This window comes from Terriglobia bacterium (genome assembly GCA_020072565.1).
In the GTDB taxonomy this organism is placed as follows: Bacteria; Acidobacteriota; UBA6911; order UBA6911; family UBA6911; genus JAFNAG01.
The window spans coordinates 254,573-276,757 of sequence record JAIQGI010000007.1 but is presented as its reverse complement, the minus strand read 5'-3'; the positions used below and the strand labels follow the sequence as shown (position 1 = coordinate 276,757).

Below are 22,185 nucleotides of genomic sequence, written 5' to 3'. Positions count from 1 at the left end.
GCCCAGGCCGCACCAAGGCCTGGGATTGGACCGGAGTCCAAGGATGACAGGGCGACACGGAAAAAGCGGGTGAGCTGCATCGCCCTTACAGGGCTCCGTTTTTGCGATCGCCTGGACCCAGGGCTTGACGTGGACCTTTTGAGCGGAGACAAACTCTTGCACGCCCAGCCTTTATCAGGCTACGGGTCGCTTCTTATCGCTTGCGGCGCAGCAGAGCGTCAAGGTCCACGTCCACGTCCAAGTCCAAGTCCAGGTCGGGAAAGTGGCTTAAGTTAGCGCTTATGGGCTTGCGCCCTGGGCTGGCGGCTGCGGTTGCCCCTGCGGGGCTCGGTGATGGTGCTGCAGTCGTGGCTGCGGGGCTCGGTGATGGTGCTGCGGTTGTGCTTGTTTCTCGGTGGTTTCTCAATCGCAGCAATGCAGGAGCCCTGCTGAGGATCGCGGGGCCGGGGAGAAAAACAAAAGGCGCTCACACCAGGAGAGGATATGTGAGCGCCCAAGGCCTATTCCAGGGGATACGGCCGATGACTCTTACTTTTTGAGCCGCTTCCTGCCGAAAATTGCAGCACCAATCAGGCCGGTACCAAGCAAGAGCATTGTTCCCGGCTCGGGAGCGGTCGTCACAGTTTCTTTGACCACATCGTTCGCACAGTTCTCTGTGAAGCCGAATGTCAGGGGGCCGCTGACACTAATCGCATTGATCGGCAAACTATAGGTAAAGGGGCTTGTCGGCAATGCCGAAATGCCGCCGGAAACCGAACCAGATCCTAAATTAACTGCATTACTGAAATCAACATAGGCATAAGGATGGTTGTTGCGAATGCCGTAACCGGACCAATAGCCCGTATTGTCACTGCCGGTAATCAAATAGCCTGCTGCGCTGAAATTAATCTGGTACAACGTGACGACCCCGGTGGGGACGTATTGATGAGCGCTGTCATATCCAAGTGACAGAACGTAATCCCAGGTCTGATCGTTGTTCGTGTCCAGGAACAGATCGCCGGGCTTCATCTTGGAAAAACTCCAGCCCGGCGGGGTGATAAAATCATAACTGATTGATTTCAAAAAACCTGTGCCACTGACAACCACCGTCCCACCCGTGATATTGGGCTCGCCGATGGTGTCGGTCGAGTTTTCGTTTGAATTTCCGTAGCCCGGCCAGTGGTTGGTATTATCCACCCACGGATAAATGGTGTCGGCAGCCGCCGATCCCTTGATCATAAGGAACACCAGCAGCATCAGTGCAACGGTGACAACGAATCTTCGCATTCGGTCCCTCCAAATAATCTTACACGCCACCAGTCAAGCAAGAACGGAGCCAATGTTCCATCATCACCTCCAAACTACTGCAATTGAAGTCGTTATGGTAGGTTTATAAACACTGCCGCTCGTCAAACCGCGCGTTTGGACTTGTGCCGTTGTAAACACCCTTTACAATCAATTTGAAGTGCTCTTTCGAATTACTTGGAAGTATGGGAATAGCATGACTTATTAGCTATCCGTAAAATGTAAAGCAGGCCGACATTCAAAATCTGGATAATCCTTTTAAAAATGGCCGCTTAGGAGTCGGAAACTTCGTTGGTTAGCCCCGGGAATGTGACTGTTCGCTGTCATCATGGCTCTCGCATTTGTGGACATGAGACGCGGATTTAATGACCTCTATGTTCTGGCGCAGACGGTCCTCAACCGACTGAGCGGCATGATTTCGTTGTTGTCGAACAAAATCCCATTTCATCATAATGACGTAAAATCTTGAGGGTGCCTATCGATGCGGGAGGTGGATTGTCTGATTGGTGAATTTTTTGCCTGATCGGCACAACCCCTAATCATAGTCTAATCAAAGTTTTGCTGGGTGACGATAGGAGGGGAGTACTTCGCCCATGAGGCGCAGCTCAACTGCCGATCGAAGGAGGAAAACTGGAATGAGACGCACTTTTCTGGCAGTCATCGTTATAAATGCGTTTGTCATCGTTTCCGCGGCATCAGCAGGGCAACAAGTCAACTCGGGAGCAATGGCGGCCGGCGAGGGAGTTACTCCTCGCTTGATCAAGTTCAGCGGAGTGCTGAAGGATTACGTTGGCAGGCCGCTCATGGGATCCGTGGTGGTGACTTTTGCGCTCTACGCATCTCAGGACGGCGGTGATTCGCTGTGGAGCGAGCGTCAGCTGGTAGAAGCGGATGAGCAAGGACACTACACGGTATTCTTGGGGGCCTCGGAAAAGGCAGGCTTGCCCTTGGAGCTTTTCACTACTGCAATGGCTCAGTGGCTTGGGGTCCGTCCCGAGGGGTGGGAAGAACAGCAACGCGTTCTCCTGGTTGCGGTTCCGTATGCTTTGAAGGCAGCGGATGCGGACACAGTGGGAGGAAAGCCGCTGTCCGCGATTGTCTTGTACGAAGATCTGGCCCGCCTGCAGGCGACCGAAATCGCGCGTGCGCAATTAGTTGAGCAGGCAGGTACACGCCAGGAGGTGGGGCGGAAGACGAATCAGGGAGCCAGGGCCATCAATTTTTCAGCATCCTCCGGCACGACGCAGGCGAATGCGGTTATCAACGGTTCCGGGACGCCTAATAGGATTGCCAAGTTCGTAGATGCCAACGGCAGCATCGGCGACTCGGGCATGATCGATGTCAACGGGAATATCGGCATTGGGACGGCCAATCCGGCGTCGAAGCTGACCGTAGCAGGGGATATCGAGTCGAGCACGGGCTTCAAGATAACCGGAATTGGCGCTGTTCTCAGCATCGCGGGCCTTCATAACACCTTTGTCGGCAACTCTGCGGGTCAATCCAACACCACAGGATTCGATCTTACGGCAGTTGGATTCGGTGCCGGCCAGTCCAACACCACGGGTGACTCTAACTCCTTCTTCGGCATGATGGCTGGCTATTCCAACACCACGGGTGTCTGGAACTCCTTTTTGGGGGATGGGACTGGCTATTCCAACACCACGGGGTACAAAAACTCCTTCTTCGGTGCAGGTGCCGGCTTTTCCAACACGACGGGCTGGCACAACTCTTTCTTCGGTCGCGATGCCGGCCATTTTAACAGCGCGGGTGTCGACAACTCATTCTTCGGCATGCACGCCGGCTACAACACCACCACGGGCTCCGGCAATTCTTTCTATGGCTGGGACGCCGGCTATTTCAACTCCACGGGCTCCAGTAATTCCTTCTTTGGCTGGAACGCCGGCTTCGGCACCTGGAATGCGAACACGGGCTCCCGCAATGCCTTCTTCGGTTACAGCACGGGTCTCTCCAGCAGCACGGAGAGCGACAACAGTCTCATGGGCGCCCACGCTGACATTGTGGCAGGCATCACCAATGCTACTGCCCTTGGGTCTCGTGCCAAGGTGACGCAGAGCCATAGCCTGGTTCTCGGCGGCATCAACGGTGTGAATGGTGCGGCTGCGGACACCAACGTTGGCATCGGAACAACCGCACCGGTCGCACGGCTTCATGTCCAAAACGGTGACATCTACGTGGGCTCCCCCGGTCAGGGGATCGTTCTGAAGTCGCCGGATGGCATGAAGTGCGTGAAGTTGTCGATCGATAACTCGGGCGCCATGGTGCCCACCTCTCAACCTTGTCCAGCTGCGATCCAGACCGAGACTCTCTACACTTCCCAATTCGCAACGGGGACTGGCATTATCTCGGAGCTTATACTTACAAATCCATCCCAGACAGCGACGGCGTCGGGCCGTGCCGAGTTTATTGATGACGATGGCAAACCCATGGCGCTGAGCATCTCGGGATCGCCCCCTATAACCTATAAGGATTTCCAATTGCAGCCACACGGCACGATCACTCTCTCCACGGACGGATCGGGAAGCCTTTTGAAGGGCAGCGTGCGGGTCACTTCGAATGGGACGGTGGCGGGCTTCGTCCGGTTTAACCTGCCCGACTTGGGAGTAACAGGAGTTGGTTCCAGTCAGCCCCTTATCGGATTCATCGTGCCGGTGCGTGGGAAAAAACTTGCAGGCATCTACTCTGGTATTGCGATCCAGAATATTGAGAATGCACCTGTGACCATCAGCCTGTCCCTAAGGGACAAGGATGGTCACCAAATGGCGAATGGCACGGCGACCCGCAGCCTGCTTGCCTCGGGACACTTCGCGGAATATATTTGGCAACTGTTCCCCCAAGTGCTCAACAGCGGTGCCCTCGATGATTACGACGGCTCGCTGGTCGTCCAAGTGAGCGGCGGCAAGGTCGCGGCTACAGCTTTGGATCTGGGGACCACTCTCGGACAGTTCACGACCCTGCCTGTGGCTCCTATTCGGTGAGAGTGACGCCGTCTGGCAAACGCTTGCCACAGCCTGGAGATTGATATCTGACCGATTTGACCGTCACCGAGAGCTTATGGGCGAGGATCTCAACACAGTCTTTTAGCGTCCCGGCTGGAGCCGAGGCGTTCATCATAACGGGCAACTTCGTATGCCGAGAATCACATTGCCAAGGATCTGCAAGTCGAGCACGTCGACCCTGCCGTCTCCATTGAGATCGCCCTTACCGGAAAGGGGCTGGATTCCCAGAATCGCGTTGATCATAACTTGGAGGTCGAGAGCGTTGGTAGCGCCATCGTTGTTGATGTCGCACTTGCTGGCCGTGGGGGGCGGAGATGAGGCGGTCGAGACTTCGTTGGAGAAGCCGCTTTCAACGCCCAGCGTGTTGTAGGCGGTGACGGCGACATAGTAGGTGCCGGGAGGCAGGCCGGTTATCGTGTAAGTGGTTTGAGTGCCTATGGTTATGGGAGTACCGTAGACGCCGGATGCCGTTCCGTAATAGATCTTGTATCCGGCGAGGTCAGCTTCGCTGTTCGGATCCCATGCAATTGTGATATCAACCGCAAGGGCCGAGGCGCTGCAAGCACAGAAAAGCAGAGTGGCGAAAACGAGTTTGCAGGAGCGACGACAGATCTGTCTCAAACTAACCATACTCCTCTCCAATCGGCCGATCATGCGGATCTTGCCAGAGTCTAGCGCTTGGCCAGGATAAACTCCATCTCTCCATTGCCTATTATCGCTGCAGAACTGCGCTTCTCCTGTGTTACATGTCACAGATTCTTCGGTTCAGGGGCTTTTGATTGGGGGCTGGAAGAGGCCATAAAAACAAAGGCAGCCACTGATTGCAATAATCACGCCCAACAAGAGGTTCCTATCATTTGTGGTCTTCCTGGCTGCTTTTGTTTTTTTAGAGCCAATACTGCCATTGTCCCGCAGCCAGGACATAAGCCGCGAGGCAGCCGTTCGTAATCGCATGCGCCAGGATGCAATCGCCCAGGCTGCCGGTGCGTATCATCCACCAGTTGTAAACGATCCCGGCGAGCAACCCCACGTCCCAATAGGGACCGTGCTCGCTGGCAAAAAGCACCGCCGTGAGCCAGAACGAGAGCGCCGCATAGGCGCCGAGCCGGATCTTCTGGAAGTCTGGGGAGATCAGGTAGCGCATCAACCAGCCCCGCCAAAAAAGCTCCTCAATGACTGGCACGAGGAGGACGGTCCCGGCGATGCGAAACAGCAGGAAGAGTCGGTCGGTGCGAATATTTTCCGGCAGGGAACTCCGGGCGGCTCCGGTGAGAATGTTATGAAATAGCCAGTGCTGTCGATAAGCCGGCCAGATGAGATCGGGGCCGATCCATACGGCAAAGACCAGCACACCGGCCAGGATGCTGGATGCCGGCCGCAACGGACGCAGGGAGACAACGCCCCTGGAGAATATTAATAATACTGCTGTGGTCACCAGCACACGGACAGCGTATTCGTGAGGCAGATATCCTCGGATGGCGAGGAAAAACAGAAACAGCGCAAATGGTGCTATGTAAGGTATTGCCGGGTGTCTTATCATCCACTCTCTCAGAGTTCTTCGCGCTGCGTGCGGTCAGGTTTTTTATGCTACCATGAGGGCCCGATGAGACCCATAAAACTTATTCTGCCGATCCTGCTTCTCGCTGTTGCCGTTCAAGCCCAATCCCCCGAAAACGTGCTGCTGGTGCTGAATGAATCGAGCCCGCTTTCGCTGGAAGTCGGTCAATATTATGCCCAAAAGCGTGGCGTGCCATCTCAGAATATCCTCCGCATACGGACAACTCTCAGCGACGAAATCTCACGCGACGACTTCACGCTCCAGATTGAGAGACCCATCAGCGCCTGGCTGAATCGCAACTCGGCCCAGGATCGCATTCTCTATATCGTCCTCACCAAGGGAATTCCTCTGCGCGTTGCGGGAACAAATGGTGCGGACGGAACGGTCGCGAGCGTTGATTCGGAGCTTACGCTTTTATACCGCAAACTGGTGGGTCAGCAGGTTCCGGCCGCCGGCCGCATCAGCAATCCCTATTTCTTGGGCGACGCACCCGTCGGCCGCGCGTCCCAGTTCAGCCACGAGGCCTTTGATATTTTCCTGGTCTGCCGGCTCGATGGCTACACGAGCGCCGACATCCGTGCCCTCATTGACCGGGGCTTTGCTCCCTCGGCTGAAGGGAAGATTCTGCTGGATCAGAAGGGATCGCCGAACGACAAGGGGGACAGCTGGCTGCAGGTTGCCGCCGACTGGCTGAACGCGAATGGATTCAAAGATCGGGCCATCCTGGATACCGGCAGCAACATCCTACGCGAGCAGAACGGCGTCCTTGGATATTACTCCTGGGGTTCAAACGATCCGGCGATCCGCATCCGGCATTTTAGTCTCGGCTTCGTTCCCGGGGCGCTCGCTGCGATGTTTGTGAGTTCGGACGGCAGGACGTTCACCGAACCCCCGCCGGACTGGCAGGTAGGGCCCTGGGATGACAAGAGCCCGAAGTTTGCGGGATCTCCGCAGTCACTGGCGGGCGACTTGATCCGGGATGGAGTAACGGGGGTGGCGGCTCATGTGGCAGAGCCTTATCTCGAGGCGACAATTCGGCCGCAGATCCTGTTTCCCGCTTACCTGTCGGGCTTCAACCTGATCGAATCCTATTACCTGGCAATGCCCTTTCTGAGCTGGCAGACCATTATTGTGGGTGATCCGCTCTGTGCTCCTCATAGATCGAGATTTCTGACCGGCCCGCAGATTGACCCTGGAATCGATTCGGGGACGGAACTGCCACGGTATTTCTCGGAACGGCGGCTGCGCTTTTTTTCTGTCCCACTGTTCAGGCAGGCTGCGGTTCTTCCCGACACGGTCAGGCTCCTTCTCCGCGCCGAGGTGCGCATGAGCAAGCAGGATTATGCTGGAGCACGTGAGGCGCTCGAGGATGCGACTGCGCGTGACAGCCGTCTCGCATCTGCTCAGCTCTTGCTGGCCACGATCTACGATCAAGACAGAGAATATGACAAGGCCTTTGCGCGCTACAGCAAGGTCGTGGAATTGGCGCCCGACAATCCGATCGCCCTCAACAACCTGGCCTATGCGCTGGCAGTGCATCGCAATTCCCCGCAGGAGGCGCTCCCGCTCGCAGAGAAGGCATACAGCCTTGCCAAAGGGAATCCCAACATCGCCGATACTCTAGGATGGATCTGCCACTTGACCGGCAACGACGAGAAGGCCGGCGGACTTCTACAAGAAGCTATCCAGGGAGCACCGCAAAACGCCGAGGTTCATCTTCACATGGCGGTGGTGTCCGCAGCCCTTGGTAAAACCGAACGGGCCTCTGTGGAACTCGCCCTTGCCCTGGAACTGGATCCCAAACTCGAGAGTTTGGAAGATGTCAAGCAACTGCGCCTGAAGCTTAAGAAACACGAGGCGGCCTCGCAAAAGCACCCGGGGCACAACCGAGCGCATGAAGACAGATTCTTTGATCCCTGGTTATTCATGAATGTATGGCAAAGATAGATTTCTGGACGCCGAAAAGCGCCGACGGCCGCCGATGGTCTTGATCATGTCGGCGTGCAGGAGTCTCACAGATTGGCCCTAAAGCTGCTCACCTTTACCACCCTGTATCCTGACTCGATCCGGCACACCCATGGTATCTTCGTTGAAAGCCGGCTTAGACACCTGCTCGCAGGCGGAAAGGTGGAGAGCAGGGTGGTGGCGCCGGTGCCCTGGTTTCCACTCAAGCACTCGATCTTCGGATCCTATGCAAAACTCGCCAGGGTTCCGCGCCGCGAAGTCTGGCACGGGATCGATGTCGATCATCCGCGATATCCCCTCATCCCGAAGGTTGGGATGACAGCGGCGCCATGGCTGATGGCTGCGGCGCTCAAGCCGATGCTCGTGCGGATCGTCGAGACAGGGTACGATTTCGACATCATTGACGCCCACTATTTCTATCCCGACGGCGTAGCCGCAGTGATGCTGGGCCGTGCCCTGGGAAAGCCGGTGGTGGTCACTGCGAGGGGAACAGATCTGAATCTGATCCCGCGCCATCACTTCCCGCGCCGAATGATCCAGTGGGCTGCGCGGCGTTGCGCTGCAATCATCACGGTCTGCCAGGCGCTGAAGGACACTCTCGTTCAACTCGGAATCCCGGCTCATAAGGTCACAGTCTTGCGCAATGGTGTGGATCTCGCGCTTTTTAAGCCACCGCAGGATAGACATGCGGTGCGCGACCGGCTGGGCGTAACCGGTCAGACACTACTTTCGGTGGGTGGTTTGATCCCGCGCAAAGGCCATGACCTTGTTATTCGCTCTTTAGCTTGCCTGCCTGGTTTTCGTTTGGCGATAGCGGGCGGAGGCGCAGAGGAAGGCAAGCTGCGAAGACTCACAGACTCCCTCGGGCTGAGAGAGCGGGTGACGTTCCTTGGGACTCTGTCCCATGAAGCGTTGGCTCGATACTATGGTGCTGCCGATGCCTTGGTACTCGCCTCCAGCCGGGAAGGGTGGGCAAACGTGCTCCTGGAGTCGATGGCATGCGGGACGCCCGTGGCCGCGACCCGCATATGGGGCACTCCTGAGATTGTGACAGTTCCTGAAGCCGGTGTCCTGATCGACGACCGGAGCACGAGGGGTCTGTCCGAAGGCATAGTGCGGTTGTTTGCATGCTATCCGGACCGTGCCGCGACCCGGCGTTTCGCCGAGCAGTTCAGCTGGGATCCGACTACGGAGGGACAGGAGAAACTATTCGCTGAGGTATTAGCCTGCCCCATTCATGACGCCGCGAGCAAATGAATCTGACCACAGCAAAGAGAAAGAGCCTGTATGCGTCACTCAAGCCCCATATGTGCACCCTTCCCTAACTGGCGATGTCATTCGTGCGACGGTACCCCGCCACTCGATCGAGAAATTCGTTGCGTTTCTGGCCGATGTTGTGGCGCACCAACCGCGCGGCAAGGAGATTCACATCATTGTCAACAACCTCTGGACTCACAGGACGCATAGGGTTCAGCAGTTCCTTGGCGATTATCAGAATGTGCAACTTCAATTGACCCTGACCTCTTCTTCCTGGCTTAACCAGGTAGAGACATGGTCTTTATAAATTGAGCACGACATGGTTGCTCGAGGCATATTTACTTCGGTTAAGGACCTCAGTCCCAAGCTTAGGAGGTACATTCGCCTCTATAATAGACAGCGGAAGCCAATCAAGTGGATGTACCGGGATACGGAACATGGAATCGCAGTTAATACCAATCCACCGTTACAGGCCGCCAGCCTTATGCGACAGCCGCACTGACCGGCCGGAAATCTTTTGCTGGGATTGGGATGATTGGGTCATCTGGTATAAACGGCTCGAAGCCAGGACATTTCAGTTTCCGTTTGCGGACACGGGGCAAAAAAGAGATCGCGGCCTGAGAGTTCGGCGTGCTACCGGAAAGCGCTTGCTTGGCAAAGGACCGGCGCAGGAGACTTTACGCGCTGCCGCCGGCCCAGATCAAAGATGAGACAGCTGAACTGGGAGGTTAGAAAATAGTGTTGCGGGCGATTCATTTTTTTGGTCCGCTGGCATTCTTACAAGGGCCGATGCCCGCAGCGCGACACACTGTCTGATTTAACTGGAAAAATTCTGCACGATGATATAAAAAGACTATGGTTCCTCCGATAGAATATTTTGGTTGCGTTCGGTACTCAATTCTATGTTTGTGCCTGCTCGAACCGGCGCAAGGTGCATTGCTGCGAAATGGGAGAAGGTCGTCCGACGAAGGCAGAAAATGAAGAGCGCGCCGGTTGCGCTCCCGAATGGGCTCATACGCCAACCGCCCGTGGTCAGAGAGTGGCCGCGTGCACTCCAGTTGCCCCTTCAGCAGATGTCGCCAAGAGGTTAAGGCGGTTTCTGAAGGGAAGGCTATTTGCATTTTGTGTGTGGCTGAACAGGTTTTCCCTCTGGATCCAATATCGAATCCTTCATAGCACGATCGAACAGAAGCGGAGTTCGGACTGTGTGAGCCTACCTTTGGAGGAAATGGACCAGGATCTGCTGGCCATGTACATTCGCTGGTTTGGCCACTCCGTCGAAAAGGGGGTTCGCAATGACAAACGCGAGGGCAGGGGGCACAGCAAGCCCGCGTTGGTGAGAGCGGCGCTCGACGAGTGGTATCGGCGCAAGTATCCCCAGCGGGAGTTCATTCTCTGGGCCGAAGACAACCTCCAGGACTATATGAGGTGGGCCGAAACCGGCGAGATTCAATCGCATCCGGTCGAGCATTCGCAGCTGTTTAATCCACATTCGCCTGTTTTCGACGTTCTGCTGAAGCGATCGAGCGTTCGTTTCTGGCAGCCCATTCCTGTCGAAGAAGCAAAAATCCACGAGATACTCAGGGCGGCCACCCATGCCCCCAGTTCCTGCAACCGGCAGACATGGAAGCTCTATGTTCACAGGAACCCGAACCTGGGAGGGGACAGCAAGCTTCGCAGTGTTTCCAACACGAACCTCCAAGAACGTGCGCCGGTCACGATTTTTATCACCATCGACATCCGGTTGTACCCTGAGAAATGGGCCCCCGCCGAGGATGCCGGCATTGTGGGGCAGCAGATGGCGCTTGCCGCAACTGCCCTAGGATTGGGGGGATGTCTCATGTACGGCGGCGACGACGACGCACAGGATGAGTGGTGCAAACGGTACCACATTCCTCCATATCGACGTATGTATCTGATGTTCCTGTTCGGCTATCCCGCAGAACATACGGTCACCGAGAAGAGGGCACACCCCGACGATATTGCCGTGACCGTGCCGACTGGAATTTGAACTTGTTGGCAAGCTGCCATGCGGACATACTGGGAAAGGCTGTAAGTTGGGCACTGAGGAATCCTTCGAACCCGCGGTTCGTACAGGCAAGGCAGAGACCATCGAGTTTGCTCGCTCCGTTGTCGAGGCCATCGCTCGGGAATATCCGCATGACTATGTTACAGAGGATATGTGCGCGAAACCAGCTTGGGCGTTCTACACCGAGCCCTATTTCGCCCTAGCGTTAATCCTCTTGTACGTGCTCGATGGCCGAAACCCCATTGACTTAAACCGGGCTGCAGAACGCCTGCGGATCTGGAACGAAGAGGGCGAGGAAAACGCATTTACGAGCTTTGCAAACTGTTTGGCTCTGTTGATTCTCCGTTCCCAGCGAATTCAGCACGCGGAACTATGGCAGATTCTGGAAACTCACTGCCGCAATGCGCGACCAACATACAGCGATGTTTACAATCGGCCTTGTGGCAACAATGTTTATGTTCTGCAGGTAGCTGCTGAGCTGCTACTGCGGCCCCTGGCGATTGGTATGCCTGTCGCGCGATCCGCGCTGGCATTTGCGATATCCCAATTTGAACGATATCGGTCCCCCGAGGGTTTTTATTGGGACCTGCCCAGGGCGGGTGCGGATCACCGGCAATTCCCTCCGACGTACTGTATGAAGTTTCAGTTTGTGCTCGCCATCTGTCACCTGTTTTGTTCCGATGAGCGGATAAAGACTCTCTTCGTGGAAGGCATGCGGCAAATTGTTCCTCTGATGACGGCAGCAGGTGGATTCTCGTATTTCGGTCGCTCAGATAATACTACGTTTGCTGTTGGCCTCACGATTTTCTGCCTCAAAATGGCTGCCGCACTTGATCCATCAAACCGCGAGCATTACTTACACCTCGCTCGGAGACAAGAGCGGGTCTACATCAGTACACCACGCACACGTTCGGAGTGGCTCCAAGTGAACTACTTCCGAGGTTCGGAGAGCAATGATGAGTGCTCTTGGTCGCGCGACGGTTATACGGTTCCGAGCGAGTATTCAGTTGCGTCGTCTGCCTATGTACTATTAGGTGACCTGTTCTGCCCTCCTGCAACATATCAAGCTCCACAAGCTCCAGCGGCAAGCTCAATTCAGATGATGAGTTCCGTAGACCTGGGAGTCACAAAGCTCTGTCGTTCTACAGCGGAGGTGTTTGTTCGCACTTCCTGGAGCCCTCGTGTGCGCGATCGCAGATATTTTGGACCGACCATATTGCACCTCGGAATCGGGGAACGAAGGTTGATCGGTGCGATTCCAAAGACCTTTTCGACGGATTGGGGGGTGACGTCCATGCCCGACGGACGCCTCCGCAGGCACGCAAGCCTCCTGTGGTACCGTTACGCGCGAGGTCTGGAGCACTTAAATGTGCTCCCCGTCGGTTACGTACCCGTTATTGTTCACGGCTCCTCCGCGTGCATTCCGTCTGCACCCAAGCACGCGACGCTAAATTCCGGAGGTTTGGAGTTAGAGTACGATTTCGTTCGCGTCAGGTTTCGTGGTTTTCGTATCGCATTGGCCCATTTGATGGAGCTCCTGCGCGATAACCTCGGAATACAGACAGGTGATCCAATATGTCCCGAACCGATGTCCGCACCCGGCATGATCCTCTTGCGGCGCATCGAACTCGGAGAGAACTCCCTCCGAATTCAAGATACTCTTCGTAAAGACTCGGGATTACAAACAGTCCAGTTTTGCGTTCGCTGTTACCCCGAAGCGAAAGTGGAAGTCCAAGGTCTCGATTATCAATCGGAGATCAGGGGTTGGAGCAGTGATGGTTTGGCGACCTTGCGCCTTTACAAGGGCCACTGCAGCGCAAGGGAGATGATCTACTCAGTTGAGCTTACACCGTCGGATGCCTCCGGAAACCCATCTTGACATTCCTCGATCGAGTGGCGCTTCCGTAGCCTCCTGTTGGACTCCAGGGCAGTATCCGCCCACGGGCTACCGGGCATAAAACCCAAACGAATGCCACTGGGAAGCAGGCCCTCTTGGTGGTGAGTGATCAGCCCTTCTCCTAATCAAGGCTAAACAGCTGCGTTCAAAGCTGAAGAAAGCTGGCAATCCTTTCCCTCCTGAAGGAACAGGGCGATACTTCCCAGCAAATGCACACGTACATGCCGCATGTGTGCGAACTAACGGAGGGACACATGACTCGAGGTCGAAGATGTATAGATCCGGGCAAGCATCGACGTTGGCAGAGAACAATTGGTGAAGCAGCGCGCAGCGGATTATCAATCCGCGAGTTTTGCCGACAGCGAAAGTTGACCGTGAGCCAGTTCTACTGGTAGCGGCGCCGCCTGGAGACGGACGTTCGGAAAGGCACTTTGTGCAAGGCGGCTGGTGACCAGCGCCATGCGAGTCTTGCCCTGGTCAGCGATGACCTAGCCGCCACAGATGCCGGAATCGAGCTGGTGCTCAGCGACGGTCGTCGGCTTCGCATTCATAAAGGTGTTGACGGAGAAACTTTGCGCGCCGTGCTGGCCGCCATGGAACCGGATCGATGCTGAGCTTCCCAGCCGCGATCAAGGTTTACCTGTGCACGGTACCGTGCGACATGCGCAGGTTGTTTGACGGTTTATCGATGATGGCGGAGCGCATCATCCGCTGTAACCCGTTGGCAGGATATCTGCTGGTTTTCTGCAACCGCCGGACCGATCGCCTGAAGATCCTCTACTGGGCCTTTCCAATACAGCCTGCCCCCGGATTCCGTAGCTACCTTTGTGGGCTCGGTTCGCACATCAGACTTCTCAGGGTGTTTTGTTGACAAAATCTGGCTGTTAGCTGTGGCGATGATGTGTCGCTGAAACAGTTGGAAATGGAGCAGGAAGGCCGAAACCGCCTGCAGAAACACAGGAAAGGCCTTATACTCATGCCAATTCAGAGAGTAACCGATTGCCTATGGTGCCGATAACTCGAAGTAACGGTTCCAGTCTTCTCCATCCGATACGCTGAATGAGAAGGCAGAGGAACTCTTTATTCACAAGTCTTCCCACCAGAATATCCCTGTCTTTTATCCAGTCATTAGCAGATCGCATCCGCTGGTAGACATGGCACGTCGCACAGGGAATACCCTCTTGTGGTTCCGCCTTACCCTGCAGCATCATTTTGGCTCGCAAGAGTTGGGGGCAATTCAGAGCGTCTCTGAGGCTCCTTCCAAAAGCGTTGCCGAAGTCTCCCCAATAGTTGATGCAGCAACCGAGAATTCGGCCGTCCCAGTTGATTTGAGGCGATCGCCACAATTCACCGCACAAATGTTTTTCGAGCCACATCGTGCGATGACTTTTTAAATATCCGTTCGGGCTCGAGACCCCCGACCGGCTTTTCTTGCGGATGGGACCGCTGTTGGTAATGGGAGAATAACTTTCATCAAAATTCGGTCTGATCCGAAAACTCATGCGCAGTTTTTTGGCATATGCCCGGGCCGAAGGAATATCACGCTCATTGTGTCCGAAGAGGATGAACTGCCAGCGCAAAAGTGGAAAGGGGGATCGGTAACGTTCCTTGAAAGAGTTGATGATTTCGATATGCCGTATTGCTTTCTGGAAATCTCCACCTACTCGGTATCTGCCATATGTCTCCTGGCTTGCGCCATCAAGGGCACAAACTATGAGGCCAAACTTGTATCGGACCAATCCCTCGAGAACTTTTTCGCTGACAAACTGGAAATTAGATCCGTTGGCGGCGGTTAATACGACGTTCTGCTTGTAAGCATGTTCCACTATTTCATAGATCTCAGGGTTCAAAAACACTTCGCCCCAATTGGACAGCTCTATGCAGGAGATATGCGGATTCCGATCGACCAGTTCCCGGAATCGTGCAAGTGTGAGGTAACCGGAGCCCAATTCGTTCCGAATGATGCCTCGCGCCGTCGGACAAACTGGACACTTGAGCTGGCAAACCGTCGACGCTTCAAGCCTAATCTGTCGTAGCATGGTGAAAAATCGCTCCACATAGGATGCAGGAGCGCCTGTCCTCCTGCAGTTATTTCTCGTCTGCGCCGAAGAAGCGGCAGATCGGATGCAGCTCGGCTCTAGTTTTCGCTGCGTCAATGCGGATCCTCACCGGGAACGATTCGCGGTTTGAGAAGGATAGTCCGAATTGACTGCATTTCGGATCACAGCCTGGGTGCGGCCGCAATTCAGGTTCTGAGATAAGATGTTGTGTTAACTTCGCTCGTCTGCTGCAACTGCTCAGAGCCCCGAGTCGATCACAAAGGGGATTTTACACCAAAACGATGTTGCCGGATATGGAGTTTTCACACACGTCCCTACACTTCCAGCACAGCGGATAATCTCCCTGCTTGCGAAAAGTTACGCTCGTCGATCTCGTGATCAGATAGTGCGCGGGAAACCGGATGCGGTCTGGAAGGGAGGCCGAGAAAGTCGAGTATTTTTCAAATCGACTACGGCGAATGGGAGGCGGCGAGAATCCTCATTCAGTCCAACGGATCTATGGCCTGGACATCGCATCCAGAGCCTGCCGCACTACATCAGCAATAGAATTCAATTAAATAGAAAACATCTGCGAGGAGGTAGAAGAAAAACTCTCTAGTCACCTTCTACACATAGAGCGACGGATTGACGCGATCTCCTGGAGCATACTCAGCGCTTTGGAGTCTGACCAGTTTCCTTTCGGGAGAACCGACATGATCGTTCAACCCTGCATCTGCCCATATTGCGGAGAGGTTTTCCTGCCTGCTTCCTTCCCGACCAGAAGATTTGCTCCGCCGCCACTTGTCAGGATTGATTCGATCTACCGTTTGCGGTACGGGGAACGATGGTCGGTCCGGCGTGTGGCCCGCAAACTCCATGTCAGCCGCGACGCGGTTGTCAAGTACGAGTGTTCTCCTGCGCCGCCGCCCATTGTCAGGCAGCCGACAAAGACCAACCTCGATATGCGTTCAAGCCGGTCATTCGCGAGCTCATGGACACGGATCCAGAGGCAAGCGACGTGGTTCTTGCCGACCGGCTGCGTCCCTGGGTCACGAAGGGGGCCTGACGATCTTGCAGCAGTACCTGAAGACGGTGCGCAAGATAGTGCGGCCGCCGCGTGCTTTCGTTCGTGTCGACTCCAGCCCTGGTGATCGCTTTGAGATTGACTGGTGTCACTTCGGCACGCTCGAATACCAGGAGGACAAGCGCAAGCTATATGCCTTCTCTTGCGACGAGCATCACAACGACGTGCAAACGTCTCGGCGTCGATCCATTCGAATACCTGCGCGACATTCTTCAACGCATCAGCACACATCCTCAGAACAACCTGGAGGATTTGCTGCACGACAAGTGGAAGACGGCACGGGCGGCAGCCGTTCTCTGATCCACGCCCTGTCACAACAGAACCATTCATCCCGGGAAAATCGCGTCATGGGTTCACCGGACGCGTACAAAAGTTCTGCTGTTTCCCTTTCATCGACACTCTCTGTTCAGTTCAAATGTGCGCACTGCGCACACCCATCTCCGCTGCTAGGGAGTGCCACTTCGGAAGGTCACCGGTGGAAGATGGATTCATAGGTCACGCACCGGCTGTGCGTCGTTTCGACGAGCAGTTCAGCTGGGATCCGACTACGGAGGGACAGGAGAAACTGGCTGCTGAGGTGTTGGCCCGCCGTACTCTCGATGCCCCCGCCGCATGAACCTGATCGATGAGCAAAAAAAAGAACCTCACCCCGAAGGGATGAGGTTCTTTTTAAACGCCGTAATAAATGCGATGTGTTCTAGTTCCGCTTGCGCAACCGCCAAACCCCCAAAGCTGCGAGTCCGGAACCGAGCAAGAGTAGAGCTGATGGTTCGGGCACCGCCGTGAGGGTGGCGTCAAAACTCGACGTTCCCGTTGTGGTGTGAACGATTGTCACCAACTGGGTGATGGAGTAAGGGAAAGCAGCGGTTAATGCCCCAGAGGTGCCGGTTCCATTGAAACCTCCAGGTCCGAAGGGCCCGATGCCAAAGAGGCTCACCGTCGGAGCAAACGCCACATTTCCAGGATCTAAGTAGGCATTGTAGCTCACCTTGCCCACCGTAGTCCCGCCGATGTCGCCCACATAAGAGTAGTTGACCGGGAGAGGCCCGAAATCGGTATCAGTGAATTCAATCACTAAAGTACCGGGGCCTTTCGCATCGACCGAATTCAGATCCATGCTCGGAACGATGGCTGTGCCCTGATAAGGTTTGGTTAAACCCGTTGTCGCATTGACCGTCCAGGTGGAAGTTGAACCGGGGAACAGAGTCTGATTGGCCAGGTTAACGCTAATAGTGATAACGCCAACGGTAGGATCGAGATCCAGGGTGGTGTTATCGCCGATCGCGATCTGTATCGATTTTGTAACATCAGTCAGACGTAATATCGGTCCGGCGTAAGCGGGCATTCCCAAAATCAGAACTGCCAAAGCGATGAGTGAAAGAGCTGCGAGACGTCTCATTGTGATTCCTCCATCGATTGGGAAGGGCCCCTACGGCCATCCCTCTTGATGCTCAGCCTGATTAAAGCAAGTACCGTGCCGAAAACAGAAGGAATATGTTCGACATGAGGTATTTCATTTGTTTTCAATTAAATGAATCGATGGTAGGAATCCCCTGGGAGCCCGGCTACCCTTGGGACATGCTTGAATTTGTAAAGAACAGCTACACTTGGAAAAAGCGGATTTGAGTGAATGCATCGCAAGTGATTGTTCATCAATGAGATATCGAGAATTCAGTCATTGTAAACGTTAGCGACACTTTCGAAAAACACAGCCAACCTGAATTATTCCTGAAGTTGCATGGCAAGCCCGATCAGCGCGAAGCCGTGACCCCTGCGGGGCGGCAAAACTGCCTATACGCTGACAAGAGCAAAACTGTCGGCGGACGGCCGCGCTTTTCGGCGTCCGGAGATCTGTCTTGGCCATTCATTCATGAATAATCCGGGCCAAGGAGCCAATCGGAATTCAAGATTTTGATAAAATGCTCTTAACTTCCGGCATAGCGGACAGATTCGGGTCCAGCTTGGTAGCCTGGGACAACACTTCCTTCGCCTTTTTCGGATCGCCGTTCTTGAAATAGCTCATCCCCAGGTGAAACAGGAACGAGGAGTTTTGAGGCTCTTTTCTGACACAATCGAGGAGCAGATCAATTGCCGTCCTGTAGGCGCCTTGCTTATAGTAAATCCATGCCAGTGTATCTCTTACCTCCGTCGAGTCCGGCATTCTCTCCTCTGCCATCTTGCCGAGCTTCAGAGCTTCCTCGAGACTTCCTCCCGACTCTGCGAGTATCCAGGCTAGGTTGTTGGCGGCCACCGGAAATTGCGGGTCACTCTTCAAGGCCTCTCGGTAGTAATTCTTGGCTTTTTCCGGATCGGTCTTCAGCGATTGATAGATTATGCCGAGCATGGTGTTGGCTTCCACCGACTTGGGATTCTCTTTCAAGGCACTCTCGAAGGTGCCGATCGCCTGGTCGCTGGCTTTTCGATCCATGTAGAGCTGCCCAAGCAGGGCATAGGTGGAAAAGCTGTTCCTATCCGCTGATAGTGCTTTCCTGTAGGCTTGCTCTGCTTGCGCGCGGTCATTCAGCTTGGTGAACAGCTGGCCGAGAAGCTCGTATGCTTTGCCATCGGCAGGATTTTGAGCCAGGTGCTGATTAATCCGCTGGATAGCCATGGCAGGTTTTTTTTGCGCCAACTGAATGTCTGCGAGTGCGGCCAGGGATTCCGTGCTCTTGGGGTTTGCTTTCAGGGCTCGCTCGAGCAATTCCTGCGCTTTCGGCATATCGCCCTGGCCGGCGTAGGCGAGCCCAAGGCGATGCAAGGCGACTGGATTGCCCGGATTCAGCTTCAGGAACCCCTCGAGTTCCGGGCCAGCTCTCCTGAAATCTTTCTGAGTAATGTAGGCGGTTCCGAGTACGAGATGCGCATGATCCAGATCGGGATTCAACTTGACCGCCTCTTGCGCATAACGGATTGCGGCTCCGCCGTCGCCGACAGCCAGCTTGAGTTCAGCCATGCTCACTTGGGCAGCCACGTGTTTCTGGTCCCTCTGGATGGCTTCATTGAATTCCGATTCCGCCCGTTGCATCTGCTTGTCCTGTGCATAGGCCAGTCCTAAGAAGTAGTGGGCATTTGCCGAGTTCCGGTTGTCGTTCACGGCGTTCCGCAACTCAGATATGGCGGCCCCATTCTTGCCCTGAGCGAGCAGAACTCTTCCTTTCAGGACACGGGCATCCAGGTCCTTCGGGCTGCCCTTCAGGATGTCATCCGCCAACTTCAGTCCCTTATCGAAGGATTTTTGGCTGAGATAGAGATTGCCGAGCCGTTTCTGCAAGTCGAGATTAGTCGGGGCATTCTTGATCAATTCCTGAAGGGTCTCCAGGGCCTTCTCGGGTCTCCCGGTTCTCTCATAAAAGTCCGTTAGTAACAGTCGATGGTTCAAATCCTTGGGATCTACTTCCGCTGCCTTCTTGTAGGCTTCCTCAGCCTTGGCGTTGTTCTTCTGCGTCAGATAGACTTCACCGAGAAGCTGATACAAACGCGGCTGCCGTGGCAACAAAGCGATTTGCTGGTTCAGTCTTTGGATAGCCTTGTCGGGCCTTTGTTGTGAGACGTTCAGATTTGTCAGGCTGACCAGGGCATCCATGAAGCCGGCATCGCACTTGAGCGCATCTTCCAGGCTGGCCTCGGCCTGTTGGAAGTTGCCTTGCGCAAGATAGGCAAGACCCAGGCGTTGAAATCCGGTCGCGCTCTTGGGATTCCGTTTGACATACTCCTGCAGTGCCGCCACTGCACTCCTGTAATCTTTTTTGTTGAGATAAGCGCTGCCGAGGATCAGGCGAGCCTCAGCAGAATCCCGGTTAATGTTCAATGCCCGTTGGGCGTGCCGGATCGCCGAGTCGGAGTCGCCGGCGTTCAGCTTCAGCTGGGCGAGAGCAATATAGGGCTGTATGAATCGACCCGCGGTCTTGATGGCTTCGGTCCACTCGGCTTCCGCACGCAGTGGGTTATTGGATTGGAGATACGCAGCGCCGAGGAAATAGCGAGCCGTTGCGGAGCCGGGCTGGCTGCTGACCGCACCCGTGAGCTGGGGAATGGCTTCGGCACTCTTGCCTTGGGCGAGTAGGATGCGCCCTTTCAGGAGGAGCGCGTCACTGTTCTTGGCATCCTGCTTCAAGATCTCATCTGTCGTGCTCGTAGCCTTGTCGTAAGCCTTCAGGCCAAGGTATATTTCCGCCAACCGGCTCCTAGCAGATGTGTTTGCAGGCCGTTCCTTCAAAACGGTTTGCAGAACTTCGATGCTCTTCTCTGGGTTTCCAACCTGGGCATAATAATCCGCCAGGATTGTAGGCCGGTTTTTGGCATCCAGCTGAGCCACCTTCTGATACGCCTGCTCTGCTTTTTCGCGGTTATTCTGGGTCAGGTAGAACTGTCCCAGAACTTCATAGAGTCTGGCCTCGTTTGGGAACTGGGCGATCGCCTGAGAGATTCTCTGGACTGACTTGTCGGGTCTCTTTTGGCTGGCATAGAGGTTCGCGAGAGCAACCAGGGTATCAGAATCCTTCGGATCCGCCTTGAGTGCCGCATCGAACTTAGCCTCCGCCCGGTCCTGCTCCCCCTGGGCCATGTAGAGCAGACCAAGATTGCGCAATCCTGCAAGATTATCGGGATTTATGCGGACAAAATCCTCCAGTTCATGACTGCCGTTCTGGGCATCTCCCAGGCTTGCGTATGCGCTTCCGAGAATCAGGTGTGCCTCGCTGACATTGGGGTTCAGGTTCAATGCCTGTTTGGCATAGCGGACAGCGGATTCGAAATCGCCGGTATCCAGCCGGAGCTGGGCCATCGCGAGATTTGCTTGAAAAAGGGTCTCGTCTCTCTTGAGCGCTGATGACAATTCCTCATCCGCGTGCAACCTGTCTCCTGCCTGCAGGTACGCAAGGCCGAGAAAGTAGTGTGCCCATGCGGATCCTGGAGATGCTTTTACGACCGTCTGGAATTCTGCCAGAGATTCGGACGTCTTCTTCTGATAAAGAAGAACCCTTCCCTTGATGAGGCGCGCGTCGCCGTCGCTTGCGCTTTGCTTGAGAATCTCGTCGGCCTGGTTCGCAGCCAGCTCGAACGATCTCTGGTTCAAATAAATGTCTGCGAGGCGCTTCCGGGCGAGGAGGTACTTCGGGTCGGCCGCAACCATCTGTTGCAGCGTAGCTATCGATTTATCCACTTTCTCGGCGGCGAGGTAGAAGCCCGCCAGAACCATGCTGTGGCCGACATCTTTGGGGTACAGCTCCTGCAACTCTTTATAGACTTGTTCCGCAAGATCGAGTTTCCTATCCTGGAGATAGAAGAAGCCCAGCGCTTGATTGGCATCCACAGACTTGGGATCGAGAGCCAGAGCGGATTTCAAGGTTGCTTCCGCATCTGCGGGGCGTTTGGAGTAGAGGTAAAAATTCGCGAGCGCGAGTCGGGCTTCGACTGAGCGGTCATCGCTGGATATCGCTTTCTGATAGATTTGTTCGGCAAGTTCAGGGTTGCGCCTGGCATTCAGATCGGCGCCAAGATCCAGGTAGGAAGGCAAGAGTCTTGGCTCTACCCGATACCCGATCCAGAGTTCCTCAATCGAATTGTTTAGATCAATGACTCCGGCATAAGAATTGGCGAACAATATCAGGGCGCGAACATTCTTGGGATCCCGCTTCAATATGAGTTCAGCCTTGCCGCGAGCCTCGGCAGCCTTGCGGTCAAGAAGGAGGAGATTGCCCAGCTTGAGCTGTGCTTGCAGGTGGTTTGGATCCAGATCGACAGCGGTCATGAGCTCTTGTTTGGCTTCGGCAAAATATGAAGAGACCAGATAGGTGCGGCCCAATTGATAGTGCGCCTCCGCCAGGCGTGGATCCGCTTGTACGGCCTTCCGGAACTGTATGAGTGCGTCGCCGTACTTCTTTTGATCGAAATAACTCTTGCCGGTTTCGATGAGCTGTTTCGGGTCCTGGGAGCACGAACCGGTGATCAGAAGTAGAGTAATCAGGAGCAAGGTGATGGCGATTTTACGCGCGGCATGAATCGTGATTGCAGCCATTTAATCCTCCAAAGGAACTACACCAAAATATCAACGCAG

At 55.0% G+C, this 22,185-nt stretch carries 14 protein-coding genes; 8 read left to right on the top strand and 6 right to left on the bottom strand.

Annotated features, from left to right (window positions below; genetic code table 11):
* Positions 1-528: 528 nt before the first annotated feature.
* The gene (locus LAP85_06495; GenBank protein ID MBZ5496036.1) at positions 529-1,266 is read right to left on the bottom strand and encodes a PEP-CTERM sorting domain-containing protein; all 738 of its coding nucleotides are present in this window, start codon (positions 1,264-1,266) and stop codon (positions 529-531) included.
* A gap of 653 nt (positions 1,267-1,919) precedes the next feature.
* Between LAP85_06495 and LAP85_06490 the strand changes: the two genes are divergently transcribed.
* Complete coding sequence (locus LAP85_06490; protein MBZ5496035.1) at positions 1,920-4,280, top strand: hypothetical protein; 2,361 nt, start codon at positions 1,920-1,922, stop codon at positions 4,278-4,280.
* A gap of 132 nt (positions 4,281-4,412) precedes the next feature.
* Here LAP85_06490 and LAP85_06485 read toward each other — a convergent pair whose 3' ends face one another.
* Complete coding sequence (locus LAP85_06485) at positions 4,413-4,931, bottom strand: fibronectin type III domain-containing protein (protein MBZ5496034.1); 519 nt, start codon at positions 4,929-4,931, stop codon at positions 4,413-4,415.
* A 256-nt stretch (positions 4,932-5,187) separates the two neighbouring features.
* Positions 5,188-5,841 (bottom strand): CAAX prenyl protease-related protein, encoded by a 654-nt coding sequence (locus LAP85_06480; GenBank protein ID MBZ5496033.1) that lies wholly within the window; start codon positions 5,839-5,841, stop codon positions 5,188-5,190.
* 63 nt (positions 5,842-5,904) lie between these two features.
* Here LAP85_06480 and LAP85_06475 point away from each other — a divergent pair, with 63 nt between their 5' ends.
* From LAP85_06475 to tnpB, 6 genes are all read left to right on the top strand, one after another.
* The gene (locus LAP85_06475; protein ID MBZ5496032.1) at positions 5,905-7,806 is read left to right on the top strand and encodes a TIGR03790 family protein; all 1,902 of its coding nucleotides are present in this window, start codon (positions 5,905-5,907) and stop codon (positions 7,804-7,806) included.
* Between the two features lie 72 nt (positions 7,807-7,878).
* On the top strand, positions 7,879-9,081 hold the full coding sequence (locus tag LAP85_06470) for a glycosyltransferase family 4 protein (protein MBZ5496031.1): 1,203 nt from the start codon (positions 7,879-7,881) through the stop codon (positions 9,079-9,081).
* A 52-nt stretch (positions 9,082-9,133) separates the two neighbouring features.
* Positions 9,134-9,388: a transposase gene (locus tag LAP85_06465; GenBank protein ID MBZ5496030.1), complete on the top strand. Its 255-nt coding sequence runs from the start codon at positions 9,134-9,136 to the stop codon at positions 9,386-9,388.
* A 900-nt stretch (positions 9,389-10,288) separates the two neighbouring features.
* Positions 10,289-11,092 (top strand): nitroreductase family protein, encoded by an 804-nt coding sequence (locus LAP85_06460; GenBank protein ID MBZ5496029.1) that lies wholly within the window; start codon positions 10,289-10,291, stop codon positions 11,090-11,092.
* A 46-nt stretch (positions 11,093-11,138) separates the two neighbouring features.
* Positions 11,139-12,989: a hypothetical protein gene (locus LAP85_06455; GenBank protein MBZ5496028.1), complete on the top strand. Its 1,851-nt coding sequence runs from the start codon at positions 11,139-11,141 to the stop codon at positions 12,987-12,989.
* A gap of 625 nt (positions 12,990-13,614) precedes the next feature.
* Positions 13,615-13,878 (top strand): IS66 family insertion sequence element accessory protein TnpB, encoded by a 264-nt coding sequence (tnpB, locus tag LAP85_06450; protein MBZ5496027.1) that lies wholly within the window; start codon positions 13,615-13,617, stop codon positions 13,876-13,878.
* Positions 13,879-13,981: 103 nt separating this feature from the next.
* On the opposite strand, the gene LAP85_06445 is transcribed toward tnpB, so the two are convergent.
* Complete coding sequence (locus LAP85_06445; GenBank protein ID MBZ5496026.1) at positions 13,982-15,046, bottom strand: radical SAM/SPASM domain-containing protein; 1,065 nt, start codon at positions 15,044-15,046, stop codon at positions 13,982-13,984.
* A gap of 1,216 nt (positions 15,047-16,262) precedes the next feature.
* Here LAP85_06445 and LAP85_06440 point away from each other — a divergent pair.
* Positions 16,263-16,430 (top strand): transposase domain-containing protein, encoded by a 168-nt coding sequence (locus tag LAP85_06440; protein ID MBZ5496025.1) that lies wholly within the window; start codon positions 16,263-16,265, stop codon positions 16,428-16,430.
* A gap of 397 nt (positions 16,431-16,827) precedes the next feature.
* Here the strand turns inward: LAP85_06440 and LAP85_06435 are convergent, their stop codons facing one another.
* Both LAP85_06435 and LAP85_06430 read right to left on the bottom strand, forming a co-directional pair.
* A complete protein-coding gene (locus LAP85_06435) occupies positions 16,828-17,529 on the bottom strand; it encodes a PEP-CTERM sorting domain-containing protein (protein MBZ5496024.1) in 702 nt (233 codons plus the stop codon).
* A 504-nt stretch (positions 17,530-18,033) separates the two neighbouring features.
* Positions 18,034-22,146 carry a tetratricopeptide repeat protein gene (locus LAP85_06430; protein MBZ5496023.1) on the bottom strand — a complete coding sequence of 1,371 codons (4,113 nt, stop codon included), beginning with the start codon at positions 22,144-22,146 and terminating at the stop codon, positions 18,034-18,036.
* Positions 22,147-22,185: the final 39 nt, after the last annotated feature.

Coding starts and splice junctions, on each gene's coding strand:
- LAP85_06480 (MBZ5496033.1), bottom strand. CDS start 5,841: ATGATAAGACACCCGGCAATACCTTACATAGCACCATTTGCGCTGTTT.
- LAP85_06485 (MBZ5496034.1), bottom strand. CDS start 4,931: ATGGTTAGTTTGAGACAGATCTGTCGTCGCTCCTGCAAACTCGTTTTC.
- tnpB (MBZ5496027.1), top strand. CDS start 13,615: ATGCTGAGCTTCCCAGCCGCGATCAAGGTTTACCTGTGCACGGTACCG.
- LAP85_06490 (MBZ5496035.1), top strand. CDS start 1,920: ATGAGACGCACTTTTCTGGCAGTCATCGTTATAAATGCGTTTGTCATC.
- LAP85_06440 (MBZ5496025.1), top strand. CDS start 16,263: ATGCCTTCTCTTGCGACGAGCATCACAACGACGTGCAAACGTCTCGGC.
- LAP85_06435 (MBZ5496024.1), bottom strand. CDS start 17,529: ATGAGACGTCTCGCAGCTCTTTCACTCATCGCTTTGGCAGTTCTGATT.
- LAP85_06445 (MBZ5496026.1), bottom strand. CDS start 15,046: ATGCTACGACAGATTAGGCTTGAAGCGTCGACGGTTTGCCAGCTCAAG.
- LAP85_06495 (MBZ5496036.1), bottom strand. CDS start 1,266: ATGCGAAGATTCGTTGTCACCGTTGCACTGATGCTGCTGGTGTTCCTT.
- LAP85_06475 (MBZ5496032.1), top strand. CDS start 5,905: ATGAGACCCATAAAACTTATTCTGCCGATCCTGCTTCTCGCTGTTGCC.
- LAP85_06430 (MBZ5496023.1), bottom strand. CDS start 22,146: ATGGCTGCAATCACGATTCATGCCGCGCGTAAAATCGCCATCACCTTG.